Genomic DNA, 24,845 nt, shown 5'->3' with positions numbered 1-24,845 from the left:
ACATCCAACGCTCCGTGGAAATACTGATCGACGGGGATCCTCAGTACCTGGGGACGTACTGGCTGGCCGGGCGGCTCGGGGCGGGCGGCCAGGGGGTCGTCTACGAGGGGTACGCGGAGGACGGCGCCCGCGTCGCGATCAAGGTGCTGCACAGCGACCAGGACGCCGGCCAGCTCGCGAAGGAGGCCGCGGCGGCCCAGCGGGTGGCGTCGTTCTGCACGGCGCGAGTGATCGAGGCCCGGCTGGACGGGGCCAGGCCATACATCGTCAGCGAGTACGTCGCGGGACCGAGCCTGCGCGCCGCCGTCACCGAGGGACGCCGCTTCTCCGGCGGTGACCTGCACCGGCTGGCGACGGCGGTGGCGACCGCGCTGACCGCGATTCACGACGCCGGGGTGATCCACCGCGATCTCAAGCCCGACAACGTGCTGCTGGGCCCGGACGGCCCGCGTGTGATCGACTTCGGCATCGCCAGGACGGCCGAGATGTCGCTGACCGCGACCGGCCTGGTCCGGGGCACGCCGACGTACATGGCGCCGGAGGTGTTCACCGGCGACCGGGCGGGGATGCCCGCCGACGTGTTCGCGTGGGGCGCGATCATGCTGTACGCGGCGACCGGCAAGGACCCGTTCGAGGCCGCGACCCTGGGCGCCGTCATGCACCGGGTGCTGTCGTCCATCCCGGACCTGGGGGTGCTGCCCGAGTCGCTGCGCCCGCTGGTCGAGGCGGCGCTCAGCAAGGAGCCGCGGCACCGGCCGAGCGCCCGCGACCTGCTGCTCTCCCTGGTCAGCGGGGGGCCGGATCTGGGCCAGCTGCTCGCGCAGGGCGGCAGGGAGGCGGCCGGAGTGATCGGCGCCGCCGATCCCGGCCTCGGGGCGCTGGCCGAGGACGCGTACGGGATGCTCGCCCCGGAGGAGCGGGAGCTGGTGCCGGAGGTGTTCCTGCGGCTGGTCACGGTGGGTGAGAGCGGCGGGCTGTCGGCGTGCCGGGCGGAGCTGGCCGAGCTGGTCGAGGGCAGGTCGCTGCCCGAGGTCTCGTCGGTGAACAGGATTCTGGAGGTGTTCGGGTACCTGCTGGGCCGGGACGGCGAGTCGGTCTGGCTGACCCGTCCCGCGCTGCCGCGCGCCTGGCCGCGCTACCGCCACTGGGTGGAGGCCAACCGGGACGGCCTGGCCGTGCACCGGGAGATCCTGACCGCGGCACGGCGCTGGGACCAGTCGGGCCGCAGGGACGGCGACCTGTTCCAGGGCTCGGCCCTGGAGAACGCCCTCCAGTGGGCGGCCACCGCCCGCAGGAACATCACCCTCTCCCCCACGGAACGCGACTTCCTGGAGTCCGCCGCCGCACTGACCAGGCGCAGGGCCAGGCGCAGCCGCCTCGTCACGCTCAGCCTGGCGGGATTGCTGACGATCGCGCTGGTCGCGGGCGGCCTGGCGGTGCAGCAGGGCAGGCTGGCCGACGAGCAGGCGGCCCGCATCGCCGTCCAGCTCGGCAAGGCGGAGGCGGCGCGGCTGGCGCAGGTCGCGGACACGTACCGGCACAGCGATCCCCGCCTGGCCATGCACCTCAGCCTGGCCGCCTGGCGGCTGGACCGCACGCCGCGGACCAGGACGGCGCTGACGGCGTCGCTGGCGCAGCGTGAGGTGTCCATGTTCAGGGATCCGGCGACGGCGGGCGACACCCTTCGCCTGCTCAGCGCGGACGGCCGGACGATGGCCAGCGTGAGCGGCGACGCCGTACGGCTCTGGGACGTGACCACGGGCAGGTCCAAAGGCGGGATAGCCAGGCTGGGGCTCGGGGACGGCAGCCCGGCCGGCGCCGCGCTCTCCCCGACCGGCCGCCGGGTTCTGGTGGCCACCGGCACGCAGGCCGGGGTGTGGGAGCTGCGAACGGGCCGGCGGATCGCGACGTGGCGGTTCGACAAGGAGCTCGGGCAAGGCGTGGACCTGCCGGTCAGCGTGGAGTACGGCAGCGTGGACAGGTACGCGGTGGTCCGCATCGACCGCGACGACTACCTGTGGGACGTGGAACGCAACCGCCGCGCCAGAACCGCCGACAAGCTCGGCCCCATGACCCCGACCGGGACGGCCGTCTACTCCTCCGCCTCCGTCTCGCCCACCCGGATCGACCGGCGGCGCGTCCCGGACCTCGCCACGCAGGCCACCCGCCGCGCGGCCGGCCGGTGCGACCTGTGCGGATGGCCGCTCGCCCTCACGCCGGACGGCCGCGGGCTGGCGCAGGCGGTGCCGAACGGCCTGGTGATCACGTCGGTCAGGGACGGCTCGGTCATGCACACGATCGGGGACCGCGGCACCCTCTGGAACCAGGGCGAGGTGACCTTCAGCGCCGACGGGCGGCTGCTCGCCACGGCCACCCGCGACGACATCCAGGTGTGGATGCGGGAAGGCCACTTCCTCACCGAGGTGACGCTTCCTGAGGGCCTGTCGGACGAGGCCCTGGCCCCGGGCGCCATCCCCCAGGTCGCCTTCGACGGCCGCGTCCTGCGCTACCTCCTGGTGGACCGGGTCGTCACCGTGAGCCTCGCCGACGTGTCACTGGTCTCAGGGAGGACGTACTGGGCGAAGGCCGCGCTGACCCCGGGACGCCTGCTGAGGGTCGAGGCCGACGGCCGTGAAGAGATCCGCGTGATGACGCCCGGCGAGCCGGGCGAGATCCTTCAGCGCCGGGCCGGCGACGACGGGACGACCGCGCTCGCCCTCAGCCAGGACGGGCGGCTGGCGGCCGTCGGCGGCGCCCGGACGATCTCCGTGCTGGACGCGAACGCCCGGCGGGAGCTGGCCAGGCTGATCCCTGCCGCCTTCACCGCCACCGAACAGCTGGCGTTCAGCCCGGACGGCACGCGGCTGGCCACGGTGGTGGAGGGGCCGGAGCACGGCGCCGCCCGCACGTACTCGCTGGCGATGTGGGACTGGAAGGCCCGCCGCCTGCTGTGGTCACGCGACGTGCGGCGGGCTCAGGACGTGGAGTTCGCGCCGGACGGCAGGACGCTGGCGGTCGCCACCGACGCCGAGCGCCTCTACGACGCCGCTTCCGGCCGGCCGATCGGCGGCCCGTTCGGCGGCGCGGGCCAGGGCATCACGCTCACCGACGCCGTCTTCACCCGGGACGGCCGGTCGCTGGCCGTCGTGGACGCGGGCGGGCGCCTGACCGTCTACGACGTGGCCACCCGCCGCCCGGCCGGGGAGGCGATCAGGGGGAACCTCAGCGGGCACGCGGTCAGATCGCCGCGCGAGGACGTCGTCGCGGCGGTCACGCGGGACGACCGGGTGCAGCTGTTCGACCTGGCGGGACGGGCGTCGCTGGGGGTGCTGGCCGACGCCAACCAGTACGGCGTGCAGGCCCTGGCCTTCGCCGCCGACGGTACGAAGGTGCTGGTGCTCGACGGCAACGGGACGGTGCGCGAGCAGCTCGTCGAGCCGGGCGCGGTCGCGGCGGCGGTGTGCGCCCGCGCCGGGAGCCCGTTGAGCAGGACGGAATGGGCGCGTCACGTCACGGGTGCGCCCTATCACGAGACGTGCCCCCGGCCATGACGACGACGGGCCGGGCCCGGCCCGGCCCGGCCCGGATATTCGGTGGCCGGTCCGCCCGCCGAGGACACAGGATGGTGCCCGTGACGCTGACCACCCCCATGCTGAACACCGCTCGCCTGCGCCTGCGCCCCTTCGCCGACGCCGACGCGGACGCCCTCTTCGCGCTGCACAGCAACACCCACGTGATGCACTACTGGGACTCCCCGCCGTGGACCGAACGGGCCCGCGCCGAGCGTTTCATCGCGATATGCCGGAAAATAGCGGACGAGGGCACCGGAGTCCGGGTGGCCATCGACCGTTTCTCCGACGGGGCCTTCGTCGGCTGGTGCGGTCTGACCGGATGGAACCCGGACTACCGCAGCGCGTCGCTGGGCTACTGCCTGAACGATGCGATGTGGGGCCACGGCTTCGCGACGGAGGCCGCGCACGCGTTGCTGGGGTGGGCGTTCGACACACTGGACCTGAATCGCGTCCAGGCCGAGGCCGACACGCGCAACGTGGCATCTGGCCGGGTGCTGGAGAAGATCGGATTCGTACGCGAAGGAACGCTGCGGGAAGACTGCATCGTCAACGGCGAGGTGTCCGACTCTTGGGTGTTCGGGTTGCTCAGGCGGGAGTGGCGCCCGTCAGCCGTCCCGGTTGCGGCCTCCTAGGGCCTGGCCGCGGAGGGCCGTCCTTGAGAGGACGGCCCTCTGGCCATCGGAGGGATGTCAGTTCACGCAGTCCTGGCTCTTGAGGGCAAGGCCGAGCTGCTCGACCTTGTTCTGCCGGTTGAGGCCGAAGTAGTAGTGCGCCTTCCGGTTGCCGGGCACGGTGGCGTAGTAGCCGCTCGGTTCCTCCTTGACGCCGGGGTAGGCCTTCTTGATCTGGCGAAGGGTCGAGCCGACGCCGATGCCCTTGGGGGTGCGCACCCCGGCCGGCGCGAAGATGACGGCGACGCCGCGCTTCTTGGAGAGGTAGAGCCCCACCTCGTCGCGAGCGTTGCGGTGGGCCTTGTAGTCCCAGCCGGAGCAGTAGCCGCGCCACTTGAGCACGATCTTGCCGGTGGCCTTGGCCTGCTTGGCCGTCATCCCCAGCTTGACGCCGCCGTAGCCGTACGGGCCGAAAGTGCCCGACGGAGCGGTAACGGCTCCTGCCGGGCTCGCGATCACCAGCGTCGCGCCGGCGACCGCCAGCGCCGCAACCAGCGGAGTCATCTTCATCCTCATCGCCCCGTTTCTTCAGTGGTTCGTGGAAATCCCTCCTTTTGATGCCGCCCACGGGTGGTTGGTTCGCCACCAGTTGATCTCAGTGGCGACGACCGGCACGGCGGCGAGGGCCGGCACAGGTGGGCGCGATGCGCCGCCGAGGCCCGCCGGGTACGCCGCTCGGCCGCGGTCACCGCGCTGCGGATCGCGCGCAACAGCATGGTACGTTCGAAGACTTTGTCCGTATCGAAAGGCACGTCATGGACTCTCTCTCCCTGCACAACCGTTTTCTGAGCGACGCGCTCCCCCGGATTCGGCAAGATCCGAGAGTGGCCGGTGTTGCCGTCGCGGGGTCGATCGCCAAGGGGCGCCCCGACGTCTATTCCGATGTCGATCTCATCGTGGTCATCGACGACGAGGCGTTCGACCGGGTCATGGAGGAGCGTCTTGAGCTGATCGGCTCGTGGGCAGCCCTGGTGGCAGGGTTCACCGGGGAGCACGTCGGCGAACCGCGTCTGATCATCACGCTCGTCGGGCCGCCCCTTCTCCATGTCGACTTCAAGTTCGTGCGGGCGTCCGACTTCGCCGAGCGGATCGAGGACCCGGACGTTCTGTGGGACCGGGACGGCAGCCTGGCCGCCTCCCTGGCGGAGCATCCGCCGGCGGACTCGTCGCTCGACCTCCAGTGGATCGAGGACCGGTTCTGGGTCTGGGTGCACTACGGCGCGACGAAACTCGGCCGTGGCGAACTGTTCGAGGTCATCGGCTTCCTCAGCTACCTGCGCGAGGCCGTGCTGGGTCCGCTGGCCGCCCGGCGGGTGGGTGCGTCACCCCGGGGTGTCCGCCACCTCGAATCCATCGCACCGGACGAGGCGCGTGCCCTTCAGGCCACCCTCTGCGGCTACGACCGCATTGACGCCGGCCGGGCTCTGCTCGCCTGCGTCGATCTCTACCGGCAGTGGCTCGACAACGCGGCGGCGGGGCTCGTACCCCGTCGCCACGCCGAAAAGCTCGCCGTCCAGTACCTCCACGACGTCATCGCCCAGGTGAGCTGACCAGTCACGCAGGCGGTCCGGCGCGGTCAGGGCCGATGATCACACCCAGCGCCCCCTGCGCGCCGGTGCCTCACCTGAGGGAGATCAGTGCTCTTGACAGGGAGCACGCCAAACCGAGAGCATTGCTCTCACAACAGGGCAATGCTCTCCAAAGAGAGCGCGCTCGAGTGACCGTCAACGTTGGGAAGCCCATGAAGCTCGCACCGCACCTGCACCGCCTCGGCAATGATGTCGTGGCGTGCTACCTCGTCGACACCGACGAGGGCATCACGCTGATCGACGCGGGGCTGCCCGGCCACTGGCGGGAGCTCCAGCGCGAACTCCGCTCCCTCGGCAAGTCCGTCGACGACATCCGCGGGCTGGTGCTGACCCACGGCGACTCCGACCACATCGGGTTCGCCGAGCGCCTGCGCAGCGCCCACGGCGTACCGGTGTTCGTGCATGCCGCCGACGCGGCCCGCACCCGTACGGGAGAAAAGCCCAAGACGGCATGGGGTCCCATGCGTCTCGGCCCGACGCTCGGGTTCTTCGGTTACGCCATCCGCAAGAACGGCCTGCGCACCCGCTACGTCAGCGAGGTCACCACGATCGCCGATGGCGACGTCCTGGACCTGCCCGGCAACCCGGTGATCGTGGGCATGCCGGGGCACTCGCCGGGGAGCGTGGCGGTGCACGTCCCGATCGCCGATGCGCTCTTCGTCGGCGACGCGCTGACCACGCGGCACGTCCTCACCGGGCGCGGCGGCCCGCAGCCCGCGCCGTTCACCGACGACCCGGCCGAAGCGCTCTCTTCCCTCGACCGGATCTCCGGACTGCCGGCGTCCTGGGTTCTCCCCGGCCACGGCGCTCCCTGGCGCATCTCGCCGGCCGGAGTGCGCGAAGCGGTTCAGTCCGCGTAGCCCGGCAGCGTGAGGCGTCGCCCATCGCCAAGCCGCTCCTCACCCAGTACATTCCCCTTAACGGGTTCGGGTTCGGTGTCTCCTTTCCTCTGGGTGTGGACGGGACGGTGGCATGGATTTCCAGCTTGCCGTGGTCGCCGACCATGTCGTCTGCGTGACCAGCATTCTCATGCTCGTCCTCTCGGGGGCGGTCCTCGCCTTCTCCGCGTTCAAACGCGACGCTGCGGAAAACGCCGGGAAGAGACGGCATGTGTTGTCCGCCGGCGCCCTCACTCTCCTGGGCAGCCTTCTGGCCGGCGCCACGTGCCTGCCGACGTGGTTCGGCGTTTCCTACGAGGATTCCAGCAAGGTCATGCAAGCGATCGGCGGCGTCGCGGCGCTGGTGGGCGCCACGATGGCCAACAAGTCGCTGCCCGGTTTCATGCGGTTCATCCGTCCCGCGCTCCGGCTCCTCCAGGCCCTGGGAGCGCTCGTCGTCTTTCTCGCCGTGATCATGGGAATAGCCACGATCCCCCGGGCGGCCACCGGGTACATGGATATCGAATACCTGAAGGGCGACAAACCGGCCAAAACTCGCGAATGCGGGCCAATTCTGGGCTTCGCCTATTGCACCGACCACTACACCCTGCGACTCGCCAGCCGCTCCCGAACGGACACGACATACCGGGTCAACTGCCTGGCCTACTGCGGCGGAAACACCGTCATCCGCCTTCAGCTTGCCGGATGCCCGGAAGCGAAAACCAGCTACGAAATCACCGGGCCCGTCCCTCCTCTCCGAGGCGAACTCCACTCCGCCCACTTACCCCTCCAGGTCAAGACGGACGACATGTCCCCCGGTCAGGACCTCCGGATCCACCTCCGCAGAACCGACCCGGCCACCTGCCCTGCCGACCTCATCCTGACCTCCGGCAAGCTGATGTAGTTCTCCCGTACGCCGGCGGAAGGCCCCCGTAGGCCGGCCGTACGATCGCGGGCCCCGGATCAGCCGTGCAGGGCGAGGTAGGGGGCGAGGGCCAGCAGGGTCACGAGCAGCGCGTACTTCAGCGTGCGGGCGGGCAGCGCCCGGGCGATCTTCCAGCCCAGCAGGACACCGGCGAGCTCGGGGACGCCGACCAGGACGGCCAGCGGCCAGTCGACGGCGTCGTGGGCGAGATAGCCCGCGCTGCCCACGACGGCGATGGCGATGGACTGGGCCTGGGCGCAGGCGAGGGATTCCAGCACGGGCACGCCCAGGGCGACCAGCAGGGGGACGGTGAGCATCGGCCCGCCGACGCCGACGACGCCCGCCGCGACGGCCACGGCCAGCCCCAGTACGGCCACCGCGCCGGGTGACGGGTGCGGCCGGGTCTCCGCCGGACGGCGGCGCTCGCGCAACCACATCAGGGCCGCCACGCCCGCCACGAAGACGGCCAGCACCCCGCCGAACACCTGCCTGGACACCAGCGTGTTGATGAGCACACCGAAGGGGGCGCCGGCCAGGGCCGCCGCCGCGAGGATCAGCGCCGTGCGCCGGGTCCGGGGGTCTCGGAGCTGCCCGGAGCGGGTGTAGGCGGCGGTGGCCAGCGCCCCGGTGGCGACGTGGGTGACCATGGCGGTGCCGGCCACCTGGGCCGGCGCCAGATCGGTCAGGGCGAACAGGGCGATGGTCGGCAGCACCCCGCCGGGCCCCACGGCGGTGATCCCCACCCCGCCGACCAGCCCGGCCAGGCCGAGCGCGACCAGCACCGGCAGGCTCAGCCCGGCCATCACCGACCGCCCCGGACGTGGGGCCGGCACGGCAGCGTGGAACACGGCACGGACAAGACGATCTCCAGGAAGAAGCGGGGTGGTCAGGCCGTGGCCGGTGGCAGGCCGCGGTGCAGCGTCGCGCGCAGGGTCATGCGGTCCGCGCGGATGCGGATGGACTCGGCGTCGACGGCGCGGCCGTCGGCCAGCCGGGTCAGCCGCTCCAGGGCGAACACCGCCGCCCCGGCCGCGATGCCCAGCAGCGCCGCGGTGTCCGGGTCGGCGCACACGGCGTGGACCGCGACGTCGGCGCGGCCCAGCCGGCTGCCGGTGGTCTCCTCGATCAGGCCGAACACGTCCCGGCGCACCAGATCACCGGCGAGCACCGCGGCGCCGACGTCGGCGGTGAGATAGCTGGTGTCCAGCGACAGCGGCAGGCCGTCCAGCCACCGCAAGCGCTCCAGGCGCACCCCGCCCGCCTCGGCGGGCACCTCCAGGCGGGCGGCGACCGCGTCCGGCAGGATCGCCACCTTCTCGGCCACCCGCACCTCGTTGGTCACCGTGCCGTGGCCGGCCAGCGTCTCGGCCAGGCCCGCCAGCCGGTCCAGCCCGTGCCCGTACTTGGGCATCACCACGGTGGTGCCCACCCCGCGCCGCCGGGTGATCAGGCCCTCCTGCCGGAGCAGGCCGAGCGCTTCACGAACCGCGTTGCGGGAGGCTCCCAGCTGGCGGCCGAGGGTTCGCTCGTCCGGCAGCGCCCCGCCGAAGCGGTCCTCCGTGATCTGCTGCCGCAGCACGTCGGCCACCCGCCGGGCGCGCTCGGCCCGGGGCCGCGACGACCCCCACTCCGCGGCCGGGGCACCGGCCGCCTTTCCGCTGCGGTCCATGTCGGCCACGCTAACCGCCGCCCGTTACGCCAGTGTTACGCCACCCGCGCCGACCAGCGCGAACGCCTCACCAGCCGGTTCGGCGGCGGCCCGGCACGCTCCGCCACCCGCCCCGCCTGCTCGCAGCTCCGATGCCCGGTCGCCGGGTCCACGGGCCGGCAATGGCCGGCTACCCCGGATGCCGGATCAGGCGGACGTAGGTCCGATCGTCGAAGCTGTCCGCACCAGGCCGGACCGCTTTGGTCGCCGGGTGCTCGTCGATCCGCAGCGGGTCGGTGGCCACGGACGCCGCCAGCCGGCGCTCGGCCGAGGCGAGGCTGGGTTCGGCGCTCAGGTAGCCGTCCGAGGCCAGCACCACCTGGTCGACGCCGTCCAGAGGGAAGATGTCGATGAACCGCTCGGGCACCCGCCGCCCGTCCAGCACCCCGTACCCGTAAGGGCCTGCCCGGTTGGCCAGGATGCTCTGCCGCCGCAGGAGCGGCAGGATCAGAGCCCGGCCGGGATCTTCGGCCGCCAGCGTGCTGACGTCACCGTCGCCGGCCAGCAGGCAGTGCAGGAAGGCCGCCCTGGCTTGCGCGAGCACCCGGTCCAGGAGTTTGTCCCCGTCATGACGCTCCCAGCATGATGCCGGCCCGAGCTCCGCCCCACCGTCCGGCCTGGGCGCGTCCTCCTCCGCGCTGCGGGCCAGCGCGACATGGACGTCACCCACCCGCCACACCACCTCCTGCTGCGGCAGCATGACCGCGGCCACCGCGCAGGGCGCGACCAGGTCGTCGTTCGCGATCCCCCACCGGGCGCGTAATCGGGCCAGGTCGGCGGTGATCTCCCGGACCGCCCATTCCGGTCCGGCGTCCGCCGGCAAGCGGGCCAAGGTTCCGGCCACCTGCTCGGCGGCACGAGCTCCGCCGCTCAACCCGCCGTAGTCCCGTCCGCTCTTGTCCGTCGCCCCGTCGACGACCGCCACGCAGCGCAGCGCACCGTGCCTGTCGTGCAGGACCACCAGCCGGTCCTCCCCTGCCCCGCCTTGCCGATCCTTGGGGACAGAGTGCCGCTCGGCCACGCTCCAGGTACGCATCTGCCGCCTTCCCTCCCCCACCGAACTTTCGCCACAACCCTGGCATGACGGTCACGGTCCTGCGATGCGCGCATTTGAGCACATCCGAAATTCCACTGCTCATACTCCAAGAGTCACAACGATTTACGGACCGCGCAAAAATGTACAAATCGCACGAGGAGCGCGACGGTCGACTCGGGTTACGCTGACACCTGCCCTGCTCACCTATCCGGTTGGACACTTCCTCGGGAGAGCTGAAATGTCATCCTTCACGAATAGTGCGACGGCGTTATCGTGGGTCTGATCCCCCCGCGCCCTTTTCAGAGCGTCGTGGTCTGCGGTGTCGCGGGAGTCGCCGGCGTGGTCTGCCTCGCCGAGGTCGCAGGCCGGCTCGGCCTGGTGTCTCCCCTGCAGTTCCCGCTCGCCTCGACGATTCTCGTCACCGCCGCCGCGCTGGCCGGCGACGCCGGCTTCCTCGCCGACGTCCTGGCCACCTTCACCGGCTGGGCGCTGGGGCTGCTGGCCGCCGTGGCCCTCGCCGTCCCCGCCGGAGTGCTGCTCGGCAGCCTCCCGCCGCTCGAACGGGCGCTGCGTCCCGTGATCGAGTTCCTGCGGCCGATCCCGTCGGTGGCGCTCATCCCGCTGGCCGCCTTCGTCTTCGCCGACCGCCTGGAGATGAAGGTGGCGATGATCGTGTACGCGTCGGCCTGGCCGATCCTCCTCAACACCCTCTACGGCCTGCGTGAGACCGACCCGGTCGCCAAGGACACCCTGCGGGCCTTCGGGTTCGGCCCGCTGTCGGTGCTGTGGCGGGTCAGCCTGCCCAGCGCGGCGCCGTTCATCGCGACCGGGATCCGGGTGGCGGCGGCGATCGCCCTCATCCTGGCGGTGAGCACCGAGCTGCTGGCCGGCGGCACGCGCGGCATCGGCCATTTCATCATCCTGGCCGAGAGCAGCCCGGACGGCCTGCGGCTGACCATCGCCGCCACCATCTGGGCCGGAGCGCTGGGCCTGCTCACCAACGGGCTGCTCGTCCTCGCCTCCCGGCGCCTCCTGCCCTGGCACACCGCGGCGAGGGCGGAGCGATGATCAGAGCGCTGCTCGCCGCCCTGGCGCGGCTGTGGCTCGTCCCGGTCATCCTGGGCGTCTGGGAACTGACCACCCGGCTCATGCGGCACCCGTACTTCCCGCCGCCCACGGCGATCGCCCAGCGCATGCGGGAGCTGTGGTTCGACGGCCCTCCCAGCAGGCTCTGGCTCAGCGCCATGGCTCTGGACAACGCTCCGCACAGCCTCTCCAGGCTGCTGGCCGGATGGGCGCTGGCCGGGATCATCGGCGTCCTCGCCGGGATCGCGCTCGGCCGGTCTCCGCTGCTGTCCAGGTTCCTCGACCCGATCATCCAGTTCGGCCGCGCGCTGCCGCCACCGGCTCTGCTGCCCATGTTCCTGGCCCTGTTCTCCACCGGCACCCGCATGCAGATCGCGACCATCACCTGCGGCATCATCTGGCCGGTCCTGATCAACGCCGCCGACGGCGCCCGCAACGTCGACCCGCTCCACCTGGACTCCGCCCAGGTCTTCAAGCTGTCCCGGACGCAGCGGCTGCTGCGGGTCCTGCTGCCCTCGGCGGCGCCCAAGATCCTCGCCGGGTTACGCGTCAGCCTGTCGCTCGCGCTCATCCTCATGGTGATCGCCGAGTTCTTCAGCACCGAGGGCATCGGCTTCCAGCTACGTGCCGCGCAGCGCGCCTTCGACCTGCCGGGCATGTGGGCCGCCATCGTCCTGCTCGGCGTCCTGGGCTATCTCCTCAACCAGGCCTTCCTCCTGCTGGAACGCCGGGCCCTGAGCCGGCACCCCGCGCACACCACCACCTGACCGGCACCCCGCCACGTCCGCCGACACAATAATCGTCGCCGAAATCGTGTCGCGAAAAGACGACCCGAATGGCAAAGTCGCCCAATGGAACTGCTGGCCATCTGACGTTTTCCCCCTTCTTTGGAGCGTTCATGTCCGGACCCAAAAGCTGTCGCATGCGCATTCGCGCGCTCTTACTCACCGTCATCGCCGTGGTTGCCGCCGGCTGCGGCGGTGACCCGACCACCGGAAAGGCCGGGCTGGAGAAGAGCACCATCACCCTCGGCATGCTCCCCCTGCCGGAAGTCGCCCCCATCCAGATCGGCATCGACAAGGGCTACTTCGAAGCGCAGGGCCTCACCGTCAAGGTCGAGATCATCCAGGGCGGCGCGGCCGCGATGCCGGACCTGCTCAGCGGCAAGCTGGACGTCCTGCACAGCAACTACGTCTCGGCGATGCTCGCCGCCGGCCTCGGCGTGGCCAAGCCCAAGGTCATCGGCGAGGCCTACGTCGCCCAGGACGGCAACTTCGTCCTCATGACCAAGCGCGACTCCCCCATCACGACGCTGGCCCACCTCAAGGGGAAGAAGGTCGGCGTCAACACCCTCAACAACGTCGCCACCCTCGCGGTCAGCGCACTGCTGAAGACTGCCGGGCTGGCACCGGACGACGTCAAGTTCGTCGAACAGCCCTTCCCGCAGATGGCCGGCGCCCTCGACAGCGGGCTCGTGGACGCCGCCGTCCTGCCCGAGCCCTTCTGGCAGACGGCGGCCAAGGACAGCGGCGCCCGCCAGTTGTCGGAGCTGTTCACCGCGGCGACGGCCAAGTGGCCGATGGCCGGCTACGTGGTCACCGACCAGTTCGCCCAGCAGCATCCCAAGACCGTCGCGGCCTTCCAGCGCGGCCTGCAGCAGGCCACGACCACGGCCATCTCGAACTCCGCCGACGCGAAGGCCGCCATCCTCAAGTACACCAAGATCGACAAGGCGACGGCCGACCTCATGCGCCTGGGCGGCTACTCCACCTCGGTCGACAAGGACCGGCTCCAGCGGGTGGCCGACCTCATGCTCGAGTTCGGCTACCTGAAGGAGAAGCTCGACGTCTCCTCCTTGCTCCTGACGGCAGGCACGTCATGAGCACCACCCCACCACCCACGCCTCGCCCGCGGGAGGCCGAGCCATGCGCGTGAAGATCGCCGGCGCCGGGATAGCCGGGCTGAGCACGGCCCTGAGCCTGCACGCCGCCGGGATCACCGACGTGGTCGTGCACGAAGCCGTCGAGGACATCCAGCCGCTGGGCGTGGGCATCAACATCCTGCCGCATGCCGTACGCGAGCTCATCGAACTCGGCCTGGGCGATCGCCTGGCGGAGATCGGCGTCGAGACGGCCGACCTGACCTTCATCAACCGGTACGGCCAGCGCATCTGGAGCGAGCCGCGCGGACGGCAGGCCGGCTACGCCTGGCCGCAGTACTCCATCCACCGCGGCCGCCTGCAGCTCATGCTCCTGCGAGCGGTCCGCGAACGCCTGGGCGCCGGCGCCGTCGTCACCGGCTCCCCCGTGACGGGACTCCACCATGACGCCGACCTGCTCGTGGGCGCCGACGGCATCCGCTCCAGCGTGCGGCAGGCCCTGTTCCCCGGCGAGGGCGAACCTCTGTGGGGCGGGCACGTGCTGTGGCGCGGCACCACCTACCGGGCCCCGTTCATGACCGGCCGATCCATGATCATGGCAGGTGACGGGGCGACGAAGATCGTCATCTACCCGATCGCGCCCGACGAGGACGGGAACCAGCTGATCAACTGGGCCGTCCAGCACCAGGCCCCCGAATCGACCCCGCGCGGCGACTGGAACCAGCCTGTCAGCGTGGACAAGATCCTCCCCCACGTCCGGGACTGGCACTGCGACGAGCTCGACATCACCGAGCTCGTCGCCGCGGCGACGAAGGTGTACGAGTACCCGCTGGTGGACCGGGACCCGCTGCCCCGCTGGTCGACCGGCGACGCCACCCTGATCGGCGATGCCGCTCACCCGATGTATCCCACCGGGTCCAACGGCGGCACCCAGGCCGTCATCGACGCCCGGGTGCTCGCCTACGCCCTGGCCACCGGCCGGGGCCTGAAGTTCTACGAGGACGAGCGCCGCCCTGTCACGAACCGCATCGTGCTGGCCAACCGCCAGGACGGCCCCGAGATCATCCTGCGCCTGGCCCACGAGCGCGCCCCCCACGGGTTCGCCGACATCGAAGCGGTTCTGCCTCTCTCCGAACGCGAGGAGATCGCCCTGCACTACAAACGGCTGGCCGGCTTCGAACCCGCCACCCTGAACGCGCGCCGCAGCTGGTCCGCGTGAGCCTCCGCCCCCTGCCACGGCACCGGCGTACGACCTGAGGCGTACCGGCGGCCGAACCCCGTATGGCCTGAGGGGGACGCGCGGGCGCCGGTGCGACTCCTAACGTCGGCGCCATGAAGGTTCCTACGCTGCTGAACGGCCGCGTGTGGCCGCCGGTCCTGTTCTTGCTGGTGTCCGCGCCGCTGCTGGCCGAGGTGCTCAGCGGGGCCACCTCGCTGATCGGCTTCCTGGCGCCGGGCACGTTCGCCGCCTACGTCCTCGTCCTGTACGGGATACCGGTGCTGGTGATCCGGGAGGTCGCCGTCCGCGCCCGGATCGGCCTGCCCGGGCTGTTCTGCCTCGGCATGGTGTACGGGCTCTACAACGAGGGCCTGCTCACGGAGTCGCTGTACCACCCGCTGGGCGTCCAGGACGACACCTGGGCGGCGTACGGCCTGGTGGCCGGGCTGCGGATCCCGTGGCTCGTGTTCATCGTGCCGTGGCACGGGCTCTTCTCCGTGCTGACCCCGATCCTGCTGACCGAGCACGTGTTCACCCGGCAGGCGGGACGCCCGTGGCTGCCGCTGCCGGTCACGTGGGTGCTGGGCGTCCTCGTCGCCGCACTGGGGGCCGGGCGGTTCCTGATCATCGGCGAGGACGTGCGCACCCAGCCGGTCTCGACGTTCGCCGTTCACGCCGTGGTGGTGCTGGGGGCGGCGGTGGCGCTGTGCGCGGTGGCGGCGGTCGCGCGCCGATCGGCGCGGCCGGACCCCGCCGCGGGGGCCGGTCGGCCGAGGTGGGCGGCCGGACTCGGCGCGGTCGTGTTCGTGGCGCTGTTCCTCGTCCTGCAACTGCTGGCCCTCTCGCGGGTGCCGTGGCCGTCCCTGCCGGCGTACTGTGCCGTGGCCGGCGGTGGCGCGCTGTGGTGGGCGGTCCGGCGTGGGCCGATCGGGCCGCGCGACGCGGTGGCGTTCGTGCTCGGCGCCGGGCTGGCACAGGCGGTGCTGGCCGTGCTGTTCGGCGCGCTCACCGGAAACCCGCTGTGGGCGGCCGCGGGGGTGTTGTTCGGGGCCGCGTTCGTGGTGCTGCTCGCCTACGGGACCGGCGCGATCCGCCGCGGCTGAGCCGGGCCATCAGGGGCGCCGGACTGCTGGAGCCGTACCGGCCCGGGCCCGCTGCCCTGGAGGGCGTCGTCGGGGTTGAGGAGCAGGCAGGCCCTCATGGACAGGCAGCCGCAGCCGATGCACCCGGTGAGCTCGTGCTCAAGGCGTTCGAGGGCCCGGCGGCGCTCCTCCAGCTGCTTCTTCCACACCCGGGAGACCCGCTGCCAGTCCCTGTGCGTGGGGGCGCGGTCGGCAGGCAGGGTGGCGAAGACGTCGGCGACGTCCGACAGCGGGATGCCCAGCCGCTTGGCCACGATGATCAGCGATATCCGGCGCAGCATGTGGCGGGAGAAGATCCGCTGGTTGCCGGTGCCGCGTTCGCTGAAGATCAGCCCCTTGCGCTCGTAGAAGCGCAGCGCGGAGGCGGGCACGCCGGTCCGGCGCATGACCTCGCCGATGGTGAGGGGATCGTCCGGACTGGCGCGCACGGCGTCTCTCCTTCGAGGGAGGGGTGATCAGGTGTGATGGTGCGAGCGTGGGGCGCGGAGGAGCAGCACCCCCACGACGATCGACAGGACGAGACAGAGCAGGGCGACGCCGAGCTGGGTCACCTCCCAGGCCCAGGTGAACGCGTCCAGTTGCGCGGCCGCCCCGGCTCCGCCGGCCAGGCGCCCGGCGCTGACCGCGGCGGCGTCGCCGACGTCGCCGAGCCTGACCGTCAGGAGGCCGGCGAGCGAGGCGCCGAACGCGGCGATCACGAGCGCCTCGGCCGCACCGCGCAGGGTGTTGAGGAACCCCGTGGCCATGCCGACGATGTCCGCCGGGACCAGGGCCATGGCCTGGCCGTCGGTGATGCCGAAGGAGGCCCCCATGCCGATGCCGATCATCAGCAGCGGCGCCGCGACAGCCGTGACCGTGTCGTCGGCGTTCAGCCCGGTGAGCAGCAGGTTCCCGGCCACGACCAGCACCAGCGCCACCATGATGAGCAGGCGGGCGGCGACCCCTCTGTTCACCAGGGTCACCGCGACCATGGGCGTGAACAGGACGGGAGCCGTCAGCAGCAGCATGACCACTCCTGCGGCTGCCGGGGAGAACCCGCCCGTCGCCTGGAGGTAGGTGGGCAGGAAGACCAGCACGCCGAGGAACCCGATCGAGGTGGTCAGCGTCGCGAGGCTCCAGCCCAGGAAGCCGCGGTTGGCCACCAGCGAAGGGGCCAGCACCGGTGCGGCGCTACGCCGCTGCCCGGCGCTGAAGATCGCCAACGAGGCCAGGCCGGTGACCCCGGTGACCAGGATGACCGGGTGGGTCCAGCCGAGCGCGGGCGCCTCCAGAAGCGTGAACATGAGCAGGGCCAGCGCGGCGACGAACAGCGCGTTGCCCGCCCGGTCGATCGGGCCGGCGCTGTCGGCTCGTGACTCGCGGGTCCGGATCGAGCCGAGGGCGATCAGCAGGCCGATCGCCGTGAAGACCGCGAAGCTGCCCCGCCATCCGGTGGCGGCGATCAGGAAGCCCGTCAGCGTGGGGCCGATGGCGATGCCGATCCCCGCCATGGTCCCCATCAGCGCGAAGGCGCGGTTACGGGCGGCACCGTCGTAGCTGGAGGCGAGGATGGCGCCGCCGGCCGCCATGATCCCGGCCCCGCCCGCGCCGGAGACGATCCGGGCGAGGTCGGTGACGACGATCGCCGGGCTCAGCGCCGTCACGAGGAACCCGGCCGCGAAGACCAGCGCCGCGACTAGGAACACCCGGCGGCGGCCCACGCGGTCGGCGGCCGAGCCCGCGACGAGGGTCATCGCGGCGAAGGCGAGGTTGTATCCGGCGACGACCCAGTTCAACGCCGATCCGGAGGCATCGAGATCACGTCCCATGCTCGGCAGCGCGACCGCGGTTCCCGAGATGGACATCGCCACCAGGACGACGCCGGCGAGGACTACGGGAAGTGTCAGCGGTGACGGCCGGTCCCTGACGGCCGAACCGGGGGACGCGTCTGTGGTGAGGTCCATGCTGCTCGCTCTCCCTGGTCTTGGGTCCGAGGGCGAACAGCCCATCAGTTCAACCGAAGTTGAGGTCAACTCCCCTGGTCAGCCCCCGGCTGCCCCGGCGCGACGTGGTCGATCTCGGGGACCCACTGGCGCGGGTCGGCCGGGTCGGGCAGGCGGGCGGGCCGGAGCTGGGCGAGCAGGGAGCGCAGGAGCGGGCGGGGGTTGCGCCGGTGCCAGACCACCGACCACGGCAGCAGAGGCGTCGGCTCGACGATCGGGATCCGGCGCAGCCCGCTCCCGGCGGCGTCGATGCTCATCTCTCCCAGTCCGACGGCGCTCTTCTCGCCCAGGAACTGCTCCACCAGGTGCCGCACGCCGATCGCGGGCACGTTGAAGCGCAGCGGCACGCCGAGCCTGGCGGCGAGGCGTTCCAGGTAGCCGCGCCACTCCTCGGCGCCCGCCGGGTCCGGCATGGCGATGCCGCCCGCCCGCAGGTCCGCCGGGCGCAGCTCGCTCCGTCCCGCGAGCGCGTGGTCCTCCGGTACGAACGCGGCCAGCGGCTCCACGCGCACGAGCCGGTACGCCAGCTCCGGCGGCCACGGCCCGGGCAGGTCGTGCACCCGCCCGAAGGCCGCGTCGATCTCCTGCCTGCGCAGCGCGGGCAGCGCGACCGCCAGCCCCTGCCGCATGCTGAGCTCCACCCGCAGCCGGGGGTCGCGCTCGCTGGCCTCCCGCACCAGGCGCAGCGGCGTGAAGCGCTCGTCGTAGATGTCCACCCGGACCGGGTCGGCGGCCTCGCGGACCGCCTCGACGGCCCGGTCGAAGGCCGCCACCGCCTCGGCCGCCGCAGGCAGGAAGCTCCGCCCCGCGTCCGTCAGGCGGATGGAGCGGGTGGTGCGCTCGAACAGGGCGGCGCCCAGCCCCTCCTCCAGTCTGCGGATGCGCTTCGACAGCGCCTGCTGCGTGACGAACAGGCGCGCTGCCGCCCTGCCGAAGTGCAGCTCTTCCGCGGTCACCACGAAGGCGCGCATGCCGGAGATGTTCGCGTCCACGCCAGGAGCATGGATTGACAACCACCAGTTGTCAATCCGGCGCGGATGGCTGTTGGACGCGGACGGCGCCGACCGGGTTACCTGGTCGTCGCGACGCAGGAAGGCTGCTCGCGGCGTGGGGAGGCGGAACAGTGGAGATCGTGGAGATCCGTCCGGAGCTGCACCTGCTGCGGCTTGCGTTCGGGCAGGCGTACCTGTGGAACGACGCGGGCGCGCTCACGCTGGTCGACACGGGCATCGCCACCAGCGGTGACGAGATCGCCGAGGCGATCGGCCGGCTTGGCCTGCGTACGGACGCCGTACGCCGGGTCGTGCTCACCCACTACCACGAGGACCACTGCGGCGGCGCGGCGGCGGTCGCGGCGTGGGGCGAGGTGGAGGTGCTGGCCCACCGGGCGGAGGCGCCGGTGATCAGGGGCGAGGTGCCGACGCCGCCGCCGAACTTCACCGACGAGGAGCGGGCGCTGCACCGCAGCCTCGGCGCCCACCTGCTGCCGCCGGCCCCGCCGTGCCGGGTGGATCGGGAGCTGGAGGACGGCGACCTGATCGCGTTCGGCGGCGGCGCCCGCGTGATCGCCACCCCCGGGCACACCGCCGGCAGCATCGCCGTGCACCTGCCCCGGGCGGGGGTGCTGTTCACCGGCGACACCGTGGCGCACGTCGACGGGCAGGTCATGCCCGGGGTGTTCAACATGGACCGCCACGAGATGCTCCGCTCGTTCCGGCGGCTAGCGGACCTCGACGCGGAGGTGGCGTGCGTGGGGCACGGCGACCCCGTCACGGACGCGCGGGCCGCGCTCGGGAAGGCGGCCCTGTCAGCGCACTAGCGCGAGCGGGCGGTGGCGGTCACACCGCCAGGTAGCCGCCGTCCACGGGGACGACCGCGCCGGTGACGTACGAGGCCGCCGCCGAGCACAGGAACGCCACCACCGAGGCGACCTCACCTGGCCGACCGAGGCGCCCGGCCGGGATGCGGGCCAGGACCTGCGCCGTGGCCCGGGGGTCGTCGAGGACGCCCCTGGCCAGCGGGGTGATCACGAAGCCGGGGGCGACGGCGTTGACCCTGATGCCGTCGGAGGCGTACTCGGCCGCCAGCGACCTGGTGAGCTGGGAGACCCCGCCCTTGCTCGCGCTGTAGGCGGGCCGGTCCCGGCTTCCGAAGAAGGCGAACATGGACGAGACGTTCACGATGGCGCCGCCGCTCCCGGCCAGGGACGGGCGGGCGGCCTCGCAGGCGACCATGGTGGCGGTGAGGTTGATCTCGATGACCCGCTGCCAGCGGGCCAGGTCGTACTCCTCGCGGTCGTGGCTGACGCCCGCGCAGTTCACCAGGACGTCCAGCGGCCCGCCCGTGGACAGCAGGCCGCTCAGCCCGGCGCGGTCCAGCACGTCGTGCTCCACGACGCGGACGCGTGGGTGGGCGGGCAGGTCGGCGGGGTCGGCGGGCGGCAGTCCGAGCGCGATCACCTCGGCGCCCTGCTCGGCGAGGAGCACGGCCGTGGCCGCGCCGATCCCCGAGGTGCCCCCGGTCACGAACGCCCGCCGCCCCGCGAACTCTCCGCTCATGTACGCCGCTCCTCAGGTCGTGCCCTCAACGTCGATCCGCTCCAGTCCGCGCGGCAGCGCCTCGAATCCGTCCGTACGGTTGCCCGAATCCCATCCCGGAGGGGCCGGCGGCGTCTTTCCCCGGAGAGACCGGACCCCTTGCACATTCCGGACATCCGCCCGGGCCCGGCGGTGGTCAGGTACGCGGCCGGGCTCCGCTGTCGGTTTCGTTCAAGACGGCGACCGCAGCCGTGGTCTACCGTGTGGACCCGGCAGTTCGCCCGCGTATGAGGAGACAGCACAGTGCGTAAGTTGGTCTACACCGGTTTCATGTCGCTCGACGGCGTCGTGGACTCGCCCGGCGGCGGGCCGGGAGAGGAGCACCGCAGCGGCGGGTGGGTGTTCAAGGACCTCGACTTCGTCCCCGAAGCGTGGTCGCTGAAGGGTGAGGAGCTCGCCGAAACGACGGCGTTGATGTTCGGTCGCCGCAGTTACGAGGCGTTCTCAGCGGTCTGGCCCGGCTCGCAGGACCACGCCGCCTACAAGGAGCTGCCCAAGTACGTGGTGTCGGCCACGCTGTCCGACGACGCGATCGTCGACGGGTGGGGGCCGACGACGATTCTGCGCTCGGCCGAGGACGTCGCCGCGCTCAAGAAGGGTGAGGGCGGCGCGATCTTCATCCACGGGAGCGCGGAGCTGGCCAGGCGGCTGTCGGACGCGGATCTGATCGACCAGTACAACCTGCTCGTGTTCCCCGTGCTGCTCGGCGCCGGGAAGAGCCTGTTCGGCCGGGCCGATCGGGACAAGAACATGCTGACGCTGCGCGAATCGGAGAGCTACTCCAACGGGATCCTGAAGCTGGTCTACGACGTCCGGCGCTGATCCAGGTCGAGGGCGATCTCGCCGCCGGCGCCCTCGCGCAGTTGCCTGGCGGTGCGTCCGACGTAGGAGCGCAGGGCCCGGGCCAGGTGCGGCTCGTCGCAGTAGCCGAGCTTGGCGACGACGTCGGCGGCCGGGGCGCGCGCGGTCAGCAGGTGCGCCGCCGTACGGGCGCGCTCGATCTGCCGGACGGCGCCCTGCGTCAGGCCGGTCGCGGAGCGGAACCGGCGTTCGACCGTGCGCCCTGAGACGGCGGGGCGGTGACCCCGCAGCACCTCGGCGCAGAGCGGGTCACGGACCACGATCCCGGCCCGGACGAGGCGTCCGGCCAGAGCCTCGGCGTCGTCGGGGCCGGGCCTCTCCCAGCGCGTGCCGTCCAGCCGGAACGTCCGGCGCGAGGTGTCGGGAAGCTCGATGCCGCCGTCGACGAGCGCCGGTGTGGGCACGGCCCGCAGCGAGGTGCCCACGGCGAACTCGATGCCGGTGAAGGTGGCGCCCTCCGGCACCGGCGCCGTGCCGGTCCGGGTCTCCGGACCGGTGATGCCCGCGTACGACCGGCCGGCGTGCTCCCAGAACACCAGGCCCCAGCGCGCGCCCGCTACGGACGTCATCGCGGTGACCTGCTCGCTCGTGCACGTCCACACGGTGTCGACCCATGCCGAGTCCGATTCGCGCGTCTTGAACCGCAGCCCCACGGGGGAAGGATACGTCGCCTCGCGTTCTCCGTGGTCCAGGGCCGTTCCCACCTCATATCGGCGGGAATTCGCAGTCGGCAGCGGATATTTTCTTTCTGCCCGACGACCTTCTCCGATGTCGGAGGGATATGGCGATGGCCGCGGGAGTTTTACCTGAAGCTTTGCGATCGCCGGGCGCGCCGGGCGGCTTTCCGGGCATCATCACCGGTGATGCTCGCGACACGAACGGCTCGTTCACGCCGCCCGGCCACCTCCGCCGCCGGGCGACTGGCGGGGCACGCGCTGCTCGTGATCGTCATGGTCCTCGGTGCGGTGTTCGCCCACGGCGGCGCGTGCGCGGCCGTGGAGTTGTCCGAGCAGGCCGGCCACAGCGCCCATGCGGGCGTCGTCACCGCTGATCACGACGCGCACTGCCGGCATCGTCAGCTACCGGTGGGACACCAGCACGGCACGGAGCAGAACTGCTCGGCGGTCAGCCCGGCGAGCCCACCGGCCGGCGCGCCCGCGCACTCGGCCGCCGCCGTCTCTCACCCTCCCGCCGCCGCCTCGGTCGCCGGACCCCCAGAAGCAACAATCCGCCTTACCGCGCCCTATCGGGAAGATCTCTGCGTGATGCGCATATAGGACACGCGACGTCTTGAGTCGTCAACTGTCCGTCATTGTTCGCGGTATGTCGTGAACCATTGCCATTCACTTCGGGGATCGTACCCATGTCATCACCAGCGATTTTCGCGCGCCCGAAAGAGGCGCGGCCCATCGGATTCTCCACACTTTCTCTCTCGGTCGGAAACACCCCGCTGGCCTTCATCTCCGAGCCGTTCGTGCCGGGCGGCGGAGGGTTCTGGGCCAAGCTCGAAGGTTTCAATCCCGGCGGCATCAAGGACCGCCCCGCCCTGCACATGGTCCGCCAGGCGAGAGCACGGGGAGACCTGCGGCCGGGCGCCACCGTCATCGAGTCGACCAGCGGAACCCTCGGGCTCGGCCTCGCGCTGGCCGGCATCGTGTTCGGCCATCCGGTCGTCCTGGTGGGCGATCCCGGGATGGAGCCGCTCATGTGCCGGCTGCTCACCGCCCACGGCGTACGTCTGGAGATCGTCACCGAGCCGCACCCCGCCGGTGGATGGCAGCAGGCCCGCCGCGAACGGGTGCGGCGCCTGCTGGACGAGAATCCAGGCGCCTACTGTCCCGACCAGTACAACAACCCGGACAACGTGGACGCCTACGCCGGGCTGGCCCACGAGCTGCTGAACCAGCTGCCGCAGATCGACACGCTGGTGTGCTCGGTCGGCACCGGCGGGCACAGCGCGGGCATCTTCGGCGTCCTGCGCCGCCACTTCCCGGACCTGCGGCTCGTCGGCGTCGACACGGTGGGCTCGACCATCTTCGGCCAGCCCGCCCGGCCGCGCCTGATGCGGGGGCTCGGCTCCAGCATCCATCCGCGCAACGTCGCCTACGACGCCTTCAGCGAGATCCACTGGGTGGCCCCGGCCGAAGCGGTCTGGGCCTGCCGGACGCTGGCCGCCCAGCACTACGTCTCGGGCGGCTGGAGCACCGGCGCCGTCACCCTCGTGGCCCGCTGGCTGGCCCGCACCCAGCCCGGCCGGACCATCGTCGCCGTCCTTCCCGACGGGCCCTGGCGCTACTGGAACACCGTCTTCGACGACGCCTACTGCCGGGCTCACGGCCTGCTCGGGACCGTCCCGGCCGACGAACCGGACGTGGTGCACGCGCCGTCCGAGCGGGAGGTGCACCGCTGGACGCGCTGCACCCGCGTGACCGATCCGCTGGCGGGCACCCGATGAGGGGCATGCTGGCGGAGTTCCGCTCCTTCGACCGGCCCGTCCAGCTCCTGCAGATCAACCAGGCGGGCATCAACCTCGGCTTCTACATGCTCATGCCCTACCTCGCCCAGCACCTGTCGGCCGGCGCCGGTCTGGCCGCCTGGACGATCGGGCTCGTCCTGGGCCTGCGGAACATGAGCCAGCAGGGCCTGTTCCTGATCGGCGGCACCCTGGCGGACCGGCTCGGGCACAAACCGCTGATCATGCTGGGGTGCGGGCTGCGTACCGTCGGCTTCGCCCTGTTCGGGCTGAGCACCTCGCTGCCCTGGCTTCTCGTCGCGGCGGCTGTGACGGGGTTCGCCGGGGCGCTGTTCAACCCGGCGGCGCGCGCCTGCCTGGCGTGCGAGGCAGGCGAGCGCAAGGTGGCCGCGTTCGCCGTGTTCAACGTGTTCTACCAGGGCGGAATCCTGCTCGGCCCGCTGGTCGGCATCGCGCTGCTGAACGCCGGATTCACCGCCGTGTGCCTGTCCGCCGCGGGGATCTTCGCGGTGCTGACCGTGCTGCAGGGCGTGTGGCTGCCGGCCCGGCGTGCGCCCGTGACCGGACGGCCGCCGGTGCTGAGCGACTGGCGCCGGGCGTTCGGCGATCGGACGTTCGTGTCGTTCGCCGCCGCGATGATCGCCTCGTACGCGCTGTCGTACCAGATGTATCTGGCCCTGCCGCTCGAAGTGGCCCGGCTCGGCGGCGGCGAGACGGGCGTCATGGTCCTGTACGCGCTGTCGGCACTGCTGGGCATCGCCGCTCAGGTGCGCCTGACCGCCTGGTGCTCGGCCCGCTGGCGCCGGGGGCAGGCGATCAGCCGCGGCCTGGCGCTCATGGGGGCCGCGTTCCTGTACCCGGCCATGACAGCCGGCCTGGCCCTGCCCACCGGGTGGGCGCTGCTGCCGCTGGTGGCGTGCACGCTGCTGCTCACCATCGGAACGCTGATCGCCTTCCCGTTCGAGATGGCCACCATCGCCGACATGGCGGGAGAACGGCTCGTCGGCACCTACTACGGGCTGTACAACCTGCTGTCCGGTGTGGGCATCCTGGCCGGGAACCTGGTCGCGGGCGCCCTGGTCGACGCGGGCCGCTCCGTCGGGCTGGCCGGGCTGCCATGGGTGCTGCTGGCCGCCGCGGGGTTCGCCTCCGCGGCGGCCGTCCGTCACCTGGATCGGCGCAGCCGGCTGCCGGTGGCCGGTCCGGTCGTCACCGGCTGACCGGAAC

The 24,845-nt window shown here is 71.9% G+C and carries 24 protein-coding genes; 15 read left to right on the top strand and 9 right to left on the bottom strand.

Going from position 1 to position 24,845, the window contains the following annotated elements; translation table 11 throughout:
- The first annotated feature begins 14 nt into the window (after positions 1-14).
- Positions 15-3,551: a serine/threonine-protein kinase gene (locus tag AB0J53_RS28775; protein ID WP_364178082.1), complete on the top strand. Its 3,537-nt coding sequence runs from the start codon at positions 15-17 to the stop codon at positions 3,549-3,551.
- A gap of 80 nt (positions 3,552-3,631) precedes the next feature.
- Positions 3,632-4,204 (top strand): GNAT family protein, encoded by a 573-nt coding sequence (locus AB0J53_RS28770; RefSeq protein WP_364178079.1) that lies wholly within the window; start codon positions 3,632-3,634, stop codon positions 4,202-4,204.
- 57 nt (positions 4,205-4,261) lie between these two features.
- Here the strand turns inward: AB0J53_RS28770 and AB0J53_RS28765 are convergent, their stop codons facing one another.
- On the bottom strand, positions 4,262-4,747 hold the full coding sequence (locus AB0J53_RS28765; RefSeq protein WP_364178076.1) for a hypothetical protein: 486 nt from the start codon (positions 4,745-4,747) through the stop codon (positions 4,262-4,264).
- A gap of 140 nt (positions 4,748-4,887) precedes the next feature.
- Between AB0J53_RS28765 and AB0J53_RS28760 the strand changes: the two genes are divergently transcribed.
- From AB0J53_RS28760 to AB0J53_RS28750, 3 genes are all read left to right on the top strand, one after another.
- Positions 4,888-5,793: a nucleotidyltransferase domain-containing protein gene (locus AB0J53_RS28760; RefSeq protein WP_364178073.1), complete on the top strand. Its 906-nt coding sequence runs from the start codon at positions 4,888-4,890 to the stop codon at positions 5,791-5,793.
- A 191-nt stretch (positions 5,794-5,984) separates the two neighbouring features.
- A complete protein-coding gene (locus AB0J53_RS28755) occupies positions 5,985-6,692 on the top strand; it encodes an MBL fold metallo-hydrolase (RefSeq protein ID WP_364178070.1) in 708 nt (235 codons plus the stop codon).
- 112 nt (positions 6,693-6,804) lie between these two features.
- Positions 6,805-7,614: a hypothetical protein gene (locus tag AB0J53_RS28750; protein ID WP_364178068.1), complete on the top strand. Its 810-nt coding sequence runs from the start codon at positions 6,805-6,807 to the stop codon at positions 7,612-7,614.
- Positions 7,615-7,673: 59 nt separating this feature from the next.
- Here the strand turns inward: AB0J53_RS28750 and AB0J53_RS28745 are convergent, their stop codons facing one another.
- The 3 genes from AB0J53_RS28745 to AB0J53_RS28735 all read right to left on the bottom strand — a co-directional run bounded on the left by AB0J53_RS28745 (position 7,674) and on the right by AB0J53_RS28735 (position 10,379).
- Positions 7,674-8,468, bottom strand: a complete 795-nt coding sequence (locus AB0J53_RS28745; RefSeq protein WP_364178065.1) for a sulfite exporter TauE/SafE family protein — start codon at positions 8,466-8,468, stop codon at positions 7,674-7,676.
- Between the two features lie 53 nt (positions 8,469-8,521).
- Positions 8,522-9,304, bottom strand: coding sequence for a GntR family transcriptional regulator (locus tag AB0J53_RS28740; protein ID WP_364178062.1), 783 nt, complete (start codon positions 9,302-9,304; stop codon positions 8,522-8,524).
- Between the two features lie 169 nt (positions 9,305-9,473).
- Positions 9,474-10,379: a hypothetical protein gene (locus AB0J53_RS28735; RefSeq protein WP_364178059.1), complete on the bottom strand. Its 906-nt coding sequence runs from the start codon at positions 10,377-10,379 to the stop codon at positions 9,474-9,476.
- Between the two features lie 273 nt (positions 10,380-10,652).
- Between AB0J53_RS28735 and AB0J53_RS28730 the strand changes: the two genes are divergently transcribed.
- The 5 genes from AB0J53_RS28730 to AB0J53_RS28710 all read left to right on the top strand — a co-directional run bounded on the left by AB0J53_RS28730 (position 10,653) and on the right by AB0J53_RS28710 (position 15,666).
- Positions 10,653-11,447: an ABC transporter permease subunit gene (locus tag AB0J53_RS28730; protein WP_364178056.1), complete on the top strand. Its 795-nt coding sequence runs from the start codon at positions 10,653-10,655 to the stop codon at positions 11,445-11,447.
- Positions 11,444-12,232: an ABC transporter permease gene (locus AB0J53_RS28725; RefSeq protein ID WP_364178053.1), complete on the top strand. Its 789-nt coding sequence runs from the start codon at positions 11,444-11,446 to the stop codon at positions 12,230-12,232. Before AB0J53_RS28730 ends, AB0J53_RS28725 begins: the two co-directional genes overlap by 4 nt.
- A gap of 155 nt (positions 12,233-12,387) precedes the next feature.
- The gene (locus tag AB0J53_RS28720; RefSeq protein ID WP_364178050.1) at positions 12,388-13,347 is read left to right on the top strand and encodes an ABC transporter substrate-binding protein; all 960 of its coding nucleotides are present in this window, start codon (positions 12,388-12,390) and stop codon (positions 13,345-13,347) included.
- A gap of 43 nt (positions 13,348-13,390) precedes the next feature.
- Entirely contained in the window at positions 13,391-14,563 is a 1,173-nt protein-coding gene (locus tag AB0J53_RS28715) for a flavin-dependent oxidoreductase (RefSeq protein WP_364178047.1), read from the top strand.
- Between the two features lie 113 nt (positions 14,564-14,676).
- Positions 14,677-15,666 (top strand): hypothetical protein, encoded by a 990-nt coding sequence (locus AB0J53_RS28710; protein WP_364178044.1) that lies wholly within the window; start codon positions 14,677-14,679, stop codon positions 15,664-15,666.
- Here AB0J53_RS28710 and soxR read toward each other — a convergent pair.
- The 3 genes from soxR to AB0J53_RS28695 all read right to left on the bottom strand — a co-directional run bounded on the left by soxR (position 15,636) and on the right by AB0J53_RS28695 (position 18,679).
- Positions 15,636-16,133 (bottom strand): redox-sensitive transcriptional activator SoxR, encoded by a 498-nt coding sequence (soxR, locus tag AB0J53_RS28705; RefSeq protein ID WP_364178041.1) that lies wholly within the window; start codon positions 16,131-16,133, stop codon positions 15,636-15,638. The genes AB0J53_RS28710 and soxR overlap by 31 nt on opposite strands.
- Positions 16,134-16,160: 27 nt before the next feature.
- Positions 16,161-17,648 (bottom strand): MFS transporter, encoded by a 1,488-nt coding sequence (locus AB0J53_RS28700; protein ID WP_364178038.1) that lies wholly within the window; start codon positions 17,646-17,648, stop codon positions 16,161-16,163.
- A gap of 65 nt (positions 17,649-17,713) precedes the next feature.
- Positions 17,714-18,679 (bottom strand): LysR family transcriptional regulator, encoded by a 966-nt coding sequence (locus tag AB0J53_RS28695; RefSeq protein WP_364178035.1) that lies wholly within the window; start codon positions 18,677-18,679, stop codon positions 17,714-17,716.
- Between the two features lie 140 nt (positions 18,680-18,819).
- Here AB0J53_RS28695 and AB0J53_RS28690 point away from each other — a divergent pair, with 140 nt between their 5' ends.
- A complete protein-coding gene (locus tag AB0J53_RS28690) occupies positions 18,820-19,506 on the top strand; it encodes an MBL fold metallo-hydrolase (protein ID WP_364178033.1) in 687 nt (228 codons plus the stop codon).
- Positions 19,507-19,525: 19 nt separating this feature from the next.
- On the opposite strand, the gene AB0J53_RS28685 is transcribed toward AB0J53_RS28690, so the two are convergent.
- A complete protein-coding gene (locus AB0J53_RS28685) occupies positions 19,526-20,245 on the bottom strand; it encodes an SDR family NAD(P)-dependent oxidoreductase (RefSeq protein ID WP_357592255.1) in 720 nt (239 codons plus the stop codon).
- Between the two features lie 282 nt (positions 20,246-20,527).
- Between AB0J53_RS28685 and AB0J53_RS28680 the strand changes: the two genes are divergently transcribed.
- A complete protein-coding gene (locus AB0J53_RS28680) occupies positions 20,528-21,106 on the top strand; it encodes a dihydrofolate reductase family protein (RefSeq protein WP_364178030.1) in 579 nt (192 codons plus the stop codon).
- Here the strand turns inward: AB0J53_RS28680 and AB0J53_RS28675 are convergent.
- Complete coding sequence (locus AB0J53_RS28675) at positions 21,088-21,798, bottom strand: helix-turn-helix domain-containing protein (RefSeq protein ID WP_364178027.1); 711 nt, start codon at positions 21,796-21,798, stop codon at positions 21,088-21,090. The genes AB0J53_RS28680 and AB0J53_RS28675 overlap by 19 nt on opposite strands.
- Positions 21,799-22,008: 210 nt before the next feature.
- Here AB0J53_RS28675 and AB0J53_RS28670 point away from each other — a divergent pair, with 210 nt between their 5' ends.
- The 3 genes from AB0J53_RS28670 (at position 22,009) to AB0J53_RS28660 (ending at position 24,838) form a co-directional block, all read left to right on the top strand.
- Positions 22,009-22,422, top strand: coding sequence for a hypothetical protein (locus AB0J53_RS28670; protein ID WP_364178024.1), 414 nt, complete (start codon positions 22,009-22,011; stop codon positions 22,420-22,422).
- A gap of 86 nt (positions 22,423-22,508) precedes the next feature.
- On the top strand, positions 22,509-23,600 hold the full coding sequence (locus AB0J53_RS28665; RefSeq protein WP_364178022.1) for a PLP-dependent cysteine synthase family protein: 1,092 nt from the start codon (positions 22,509-22,511) through the stop codon (positions 23,598-23,600).
- A 5-nt stretch (positions 23,601-23,605) separates the two neighbouring features.
- Positions 23,606-24,838: an MFS transporter gene (locus AB0J53_RS28660; protein ID WP_364178019.1), complete on the top strand. Its 1,233-nt coding sequence runs from the start codon at positions 23,606-23,608 to the stop codon at positions 24,836-24,838.
- Positions 24,839-24,845 lie beyond the last annotated feature (7 nt).

It is taken from the genome of Nonomuraea sp. NPDC049725, from assembly GCF_040674795.1.
Classification (GTDB): Bacteria; Actinomycetota; Actinomycetes; order Streptosporangiales; family Streptosporangiaceae; genus Nonomuraea; species Nonomuraea ceibae.
The sequence above is the reverse complement of the archived record's forward strand: the minus strand, read 5'-3'. Positions and strand labels throughout refer to the sequence as shown.

Bases quoted from the DNA above. Each gene is read 5' to 3' on its own strand.
- AB0J53_RS28700 (WP_364178038.1), bottom strand. From the start codon at position 17,648: ATGGACCTCACCACAGACGCGTCCCCCGGTTCGGCCGTCAGGGACCGG.
- AB0J53_RS28765 (WP_364178076.1), bottom strand. From the start codon at position 4,747: ATGACTCCGCTGGTTGCGGCGCTGGCGGTCGCCGGCGCGACGCTGGTG.
- AB0J53_RS28710 (WP_364178044.1), top strand. From the start codon at position 14,677: ATGAAGGTTCCTACGCTGCTGAACGGCCGCGTGTGGCCGCCGGTCCTG.
- AB0J53_RS28665 (WP_364178022.1), top strand. From the start codon at position 22,509: ATGTCATCACCAGCGATTTTCGCGCGCCCGAAAGAGGCGCGGCCCATC.
- AB0J53_RS28670 (WP_364178024.1), top strand. From the start codon at position 22,009: ATGCTCGCGACACGAACGGCTCGTTCACGCCGCCCGGCCACCTCCGCC.
- AB0J53_RS28720 (WP_364178050.1), top strand. From the start codon at position 12,388: ATGCGCATTCGCGCGCTCTTACTCACCGTCATCGCCGTGGTTGCCGCC.
- AB0J53_RS28755 (WP_364178070.1), top strand. From the start codon at position 5,985: ATGAAGCTCGCACCGCACCTGCACCGCCTCGGCAATGATGTCGTGGCG.
- AB0J53_RS28740 (WP_364178062.1), bottom strand. From the start codon at position 9,304: ATGGACCGCAGCGGAAAGGCGGCCGGTGCCCCGGCCGCGGAGTGGGGG.
- AB0J53_RS28750 (WP_364178068.1), top strand. From the start codon at position 6,805: ATGGATTTCCAGCTTGCCGTGGTCGCCGACCATGTCGTCTGCGTGACC.
- AB0J53_RS28760 (WP_364178073.1), top strand. From the start codon at position 4,888: ATGCGCCGCCGAGGCCCGCCGGGTACGCCGCTCGGCCGCGGTCACCGC.
- AB0J53_RS28725 (WP_364178053.1), top strand. From the start codon at position 11,444: ATGATCAGAGCGCTGCTCGCCGCCCTGGCGCGGCTGTGGCTCGTCCCG.
- AB0J53_RS28660 (WP_364178019.1), top strand. From the start codon at position 23,606: ATGCTGGCGGAGTTCCGCTCCTTCGACCGGCCCGTCCAGCTCCTGCAG.
- AB0J53_RS28685 (WP_357592255.1), bottom strand. From the start codon at position 20,245: ATGAGCGGAGAGTTCGCGGGGCGGCGGGCGTTCGTGACCGGGGGCACC.
- AB0J53_RS28715 (WP_364178047.1), top strand. From the start codon at position 13,391: ATGCGCGTGAAGATCGCCGGCGCCGGGATAGCCGGGCTGAGCACGGCC.
- AB0J53_RS28735 (WP_364178059.1), bottom strand. From the start codon at position 10,379: ATGCGTACCTGGAGCGTGGCCGAGCGGCACTCTGTCCCCAAGGATCGG.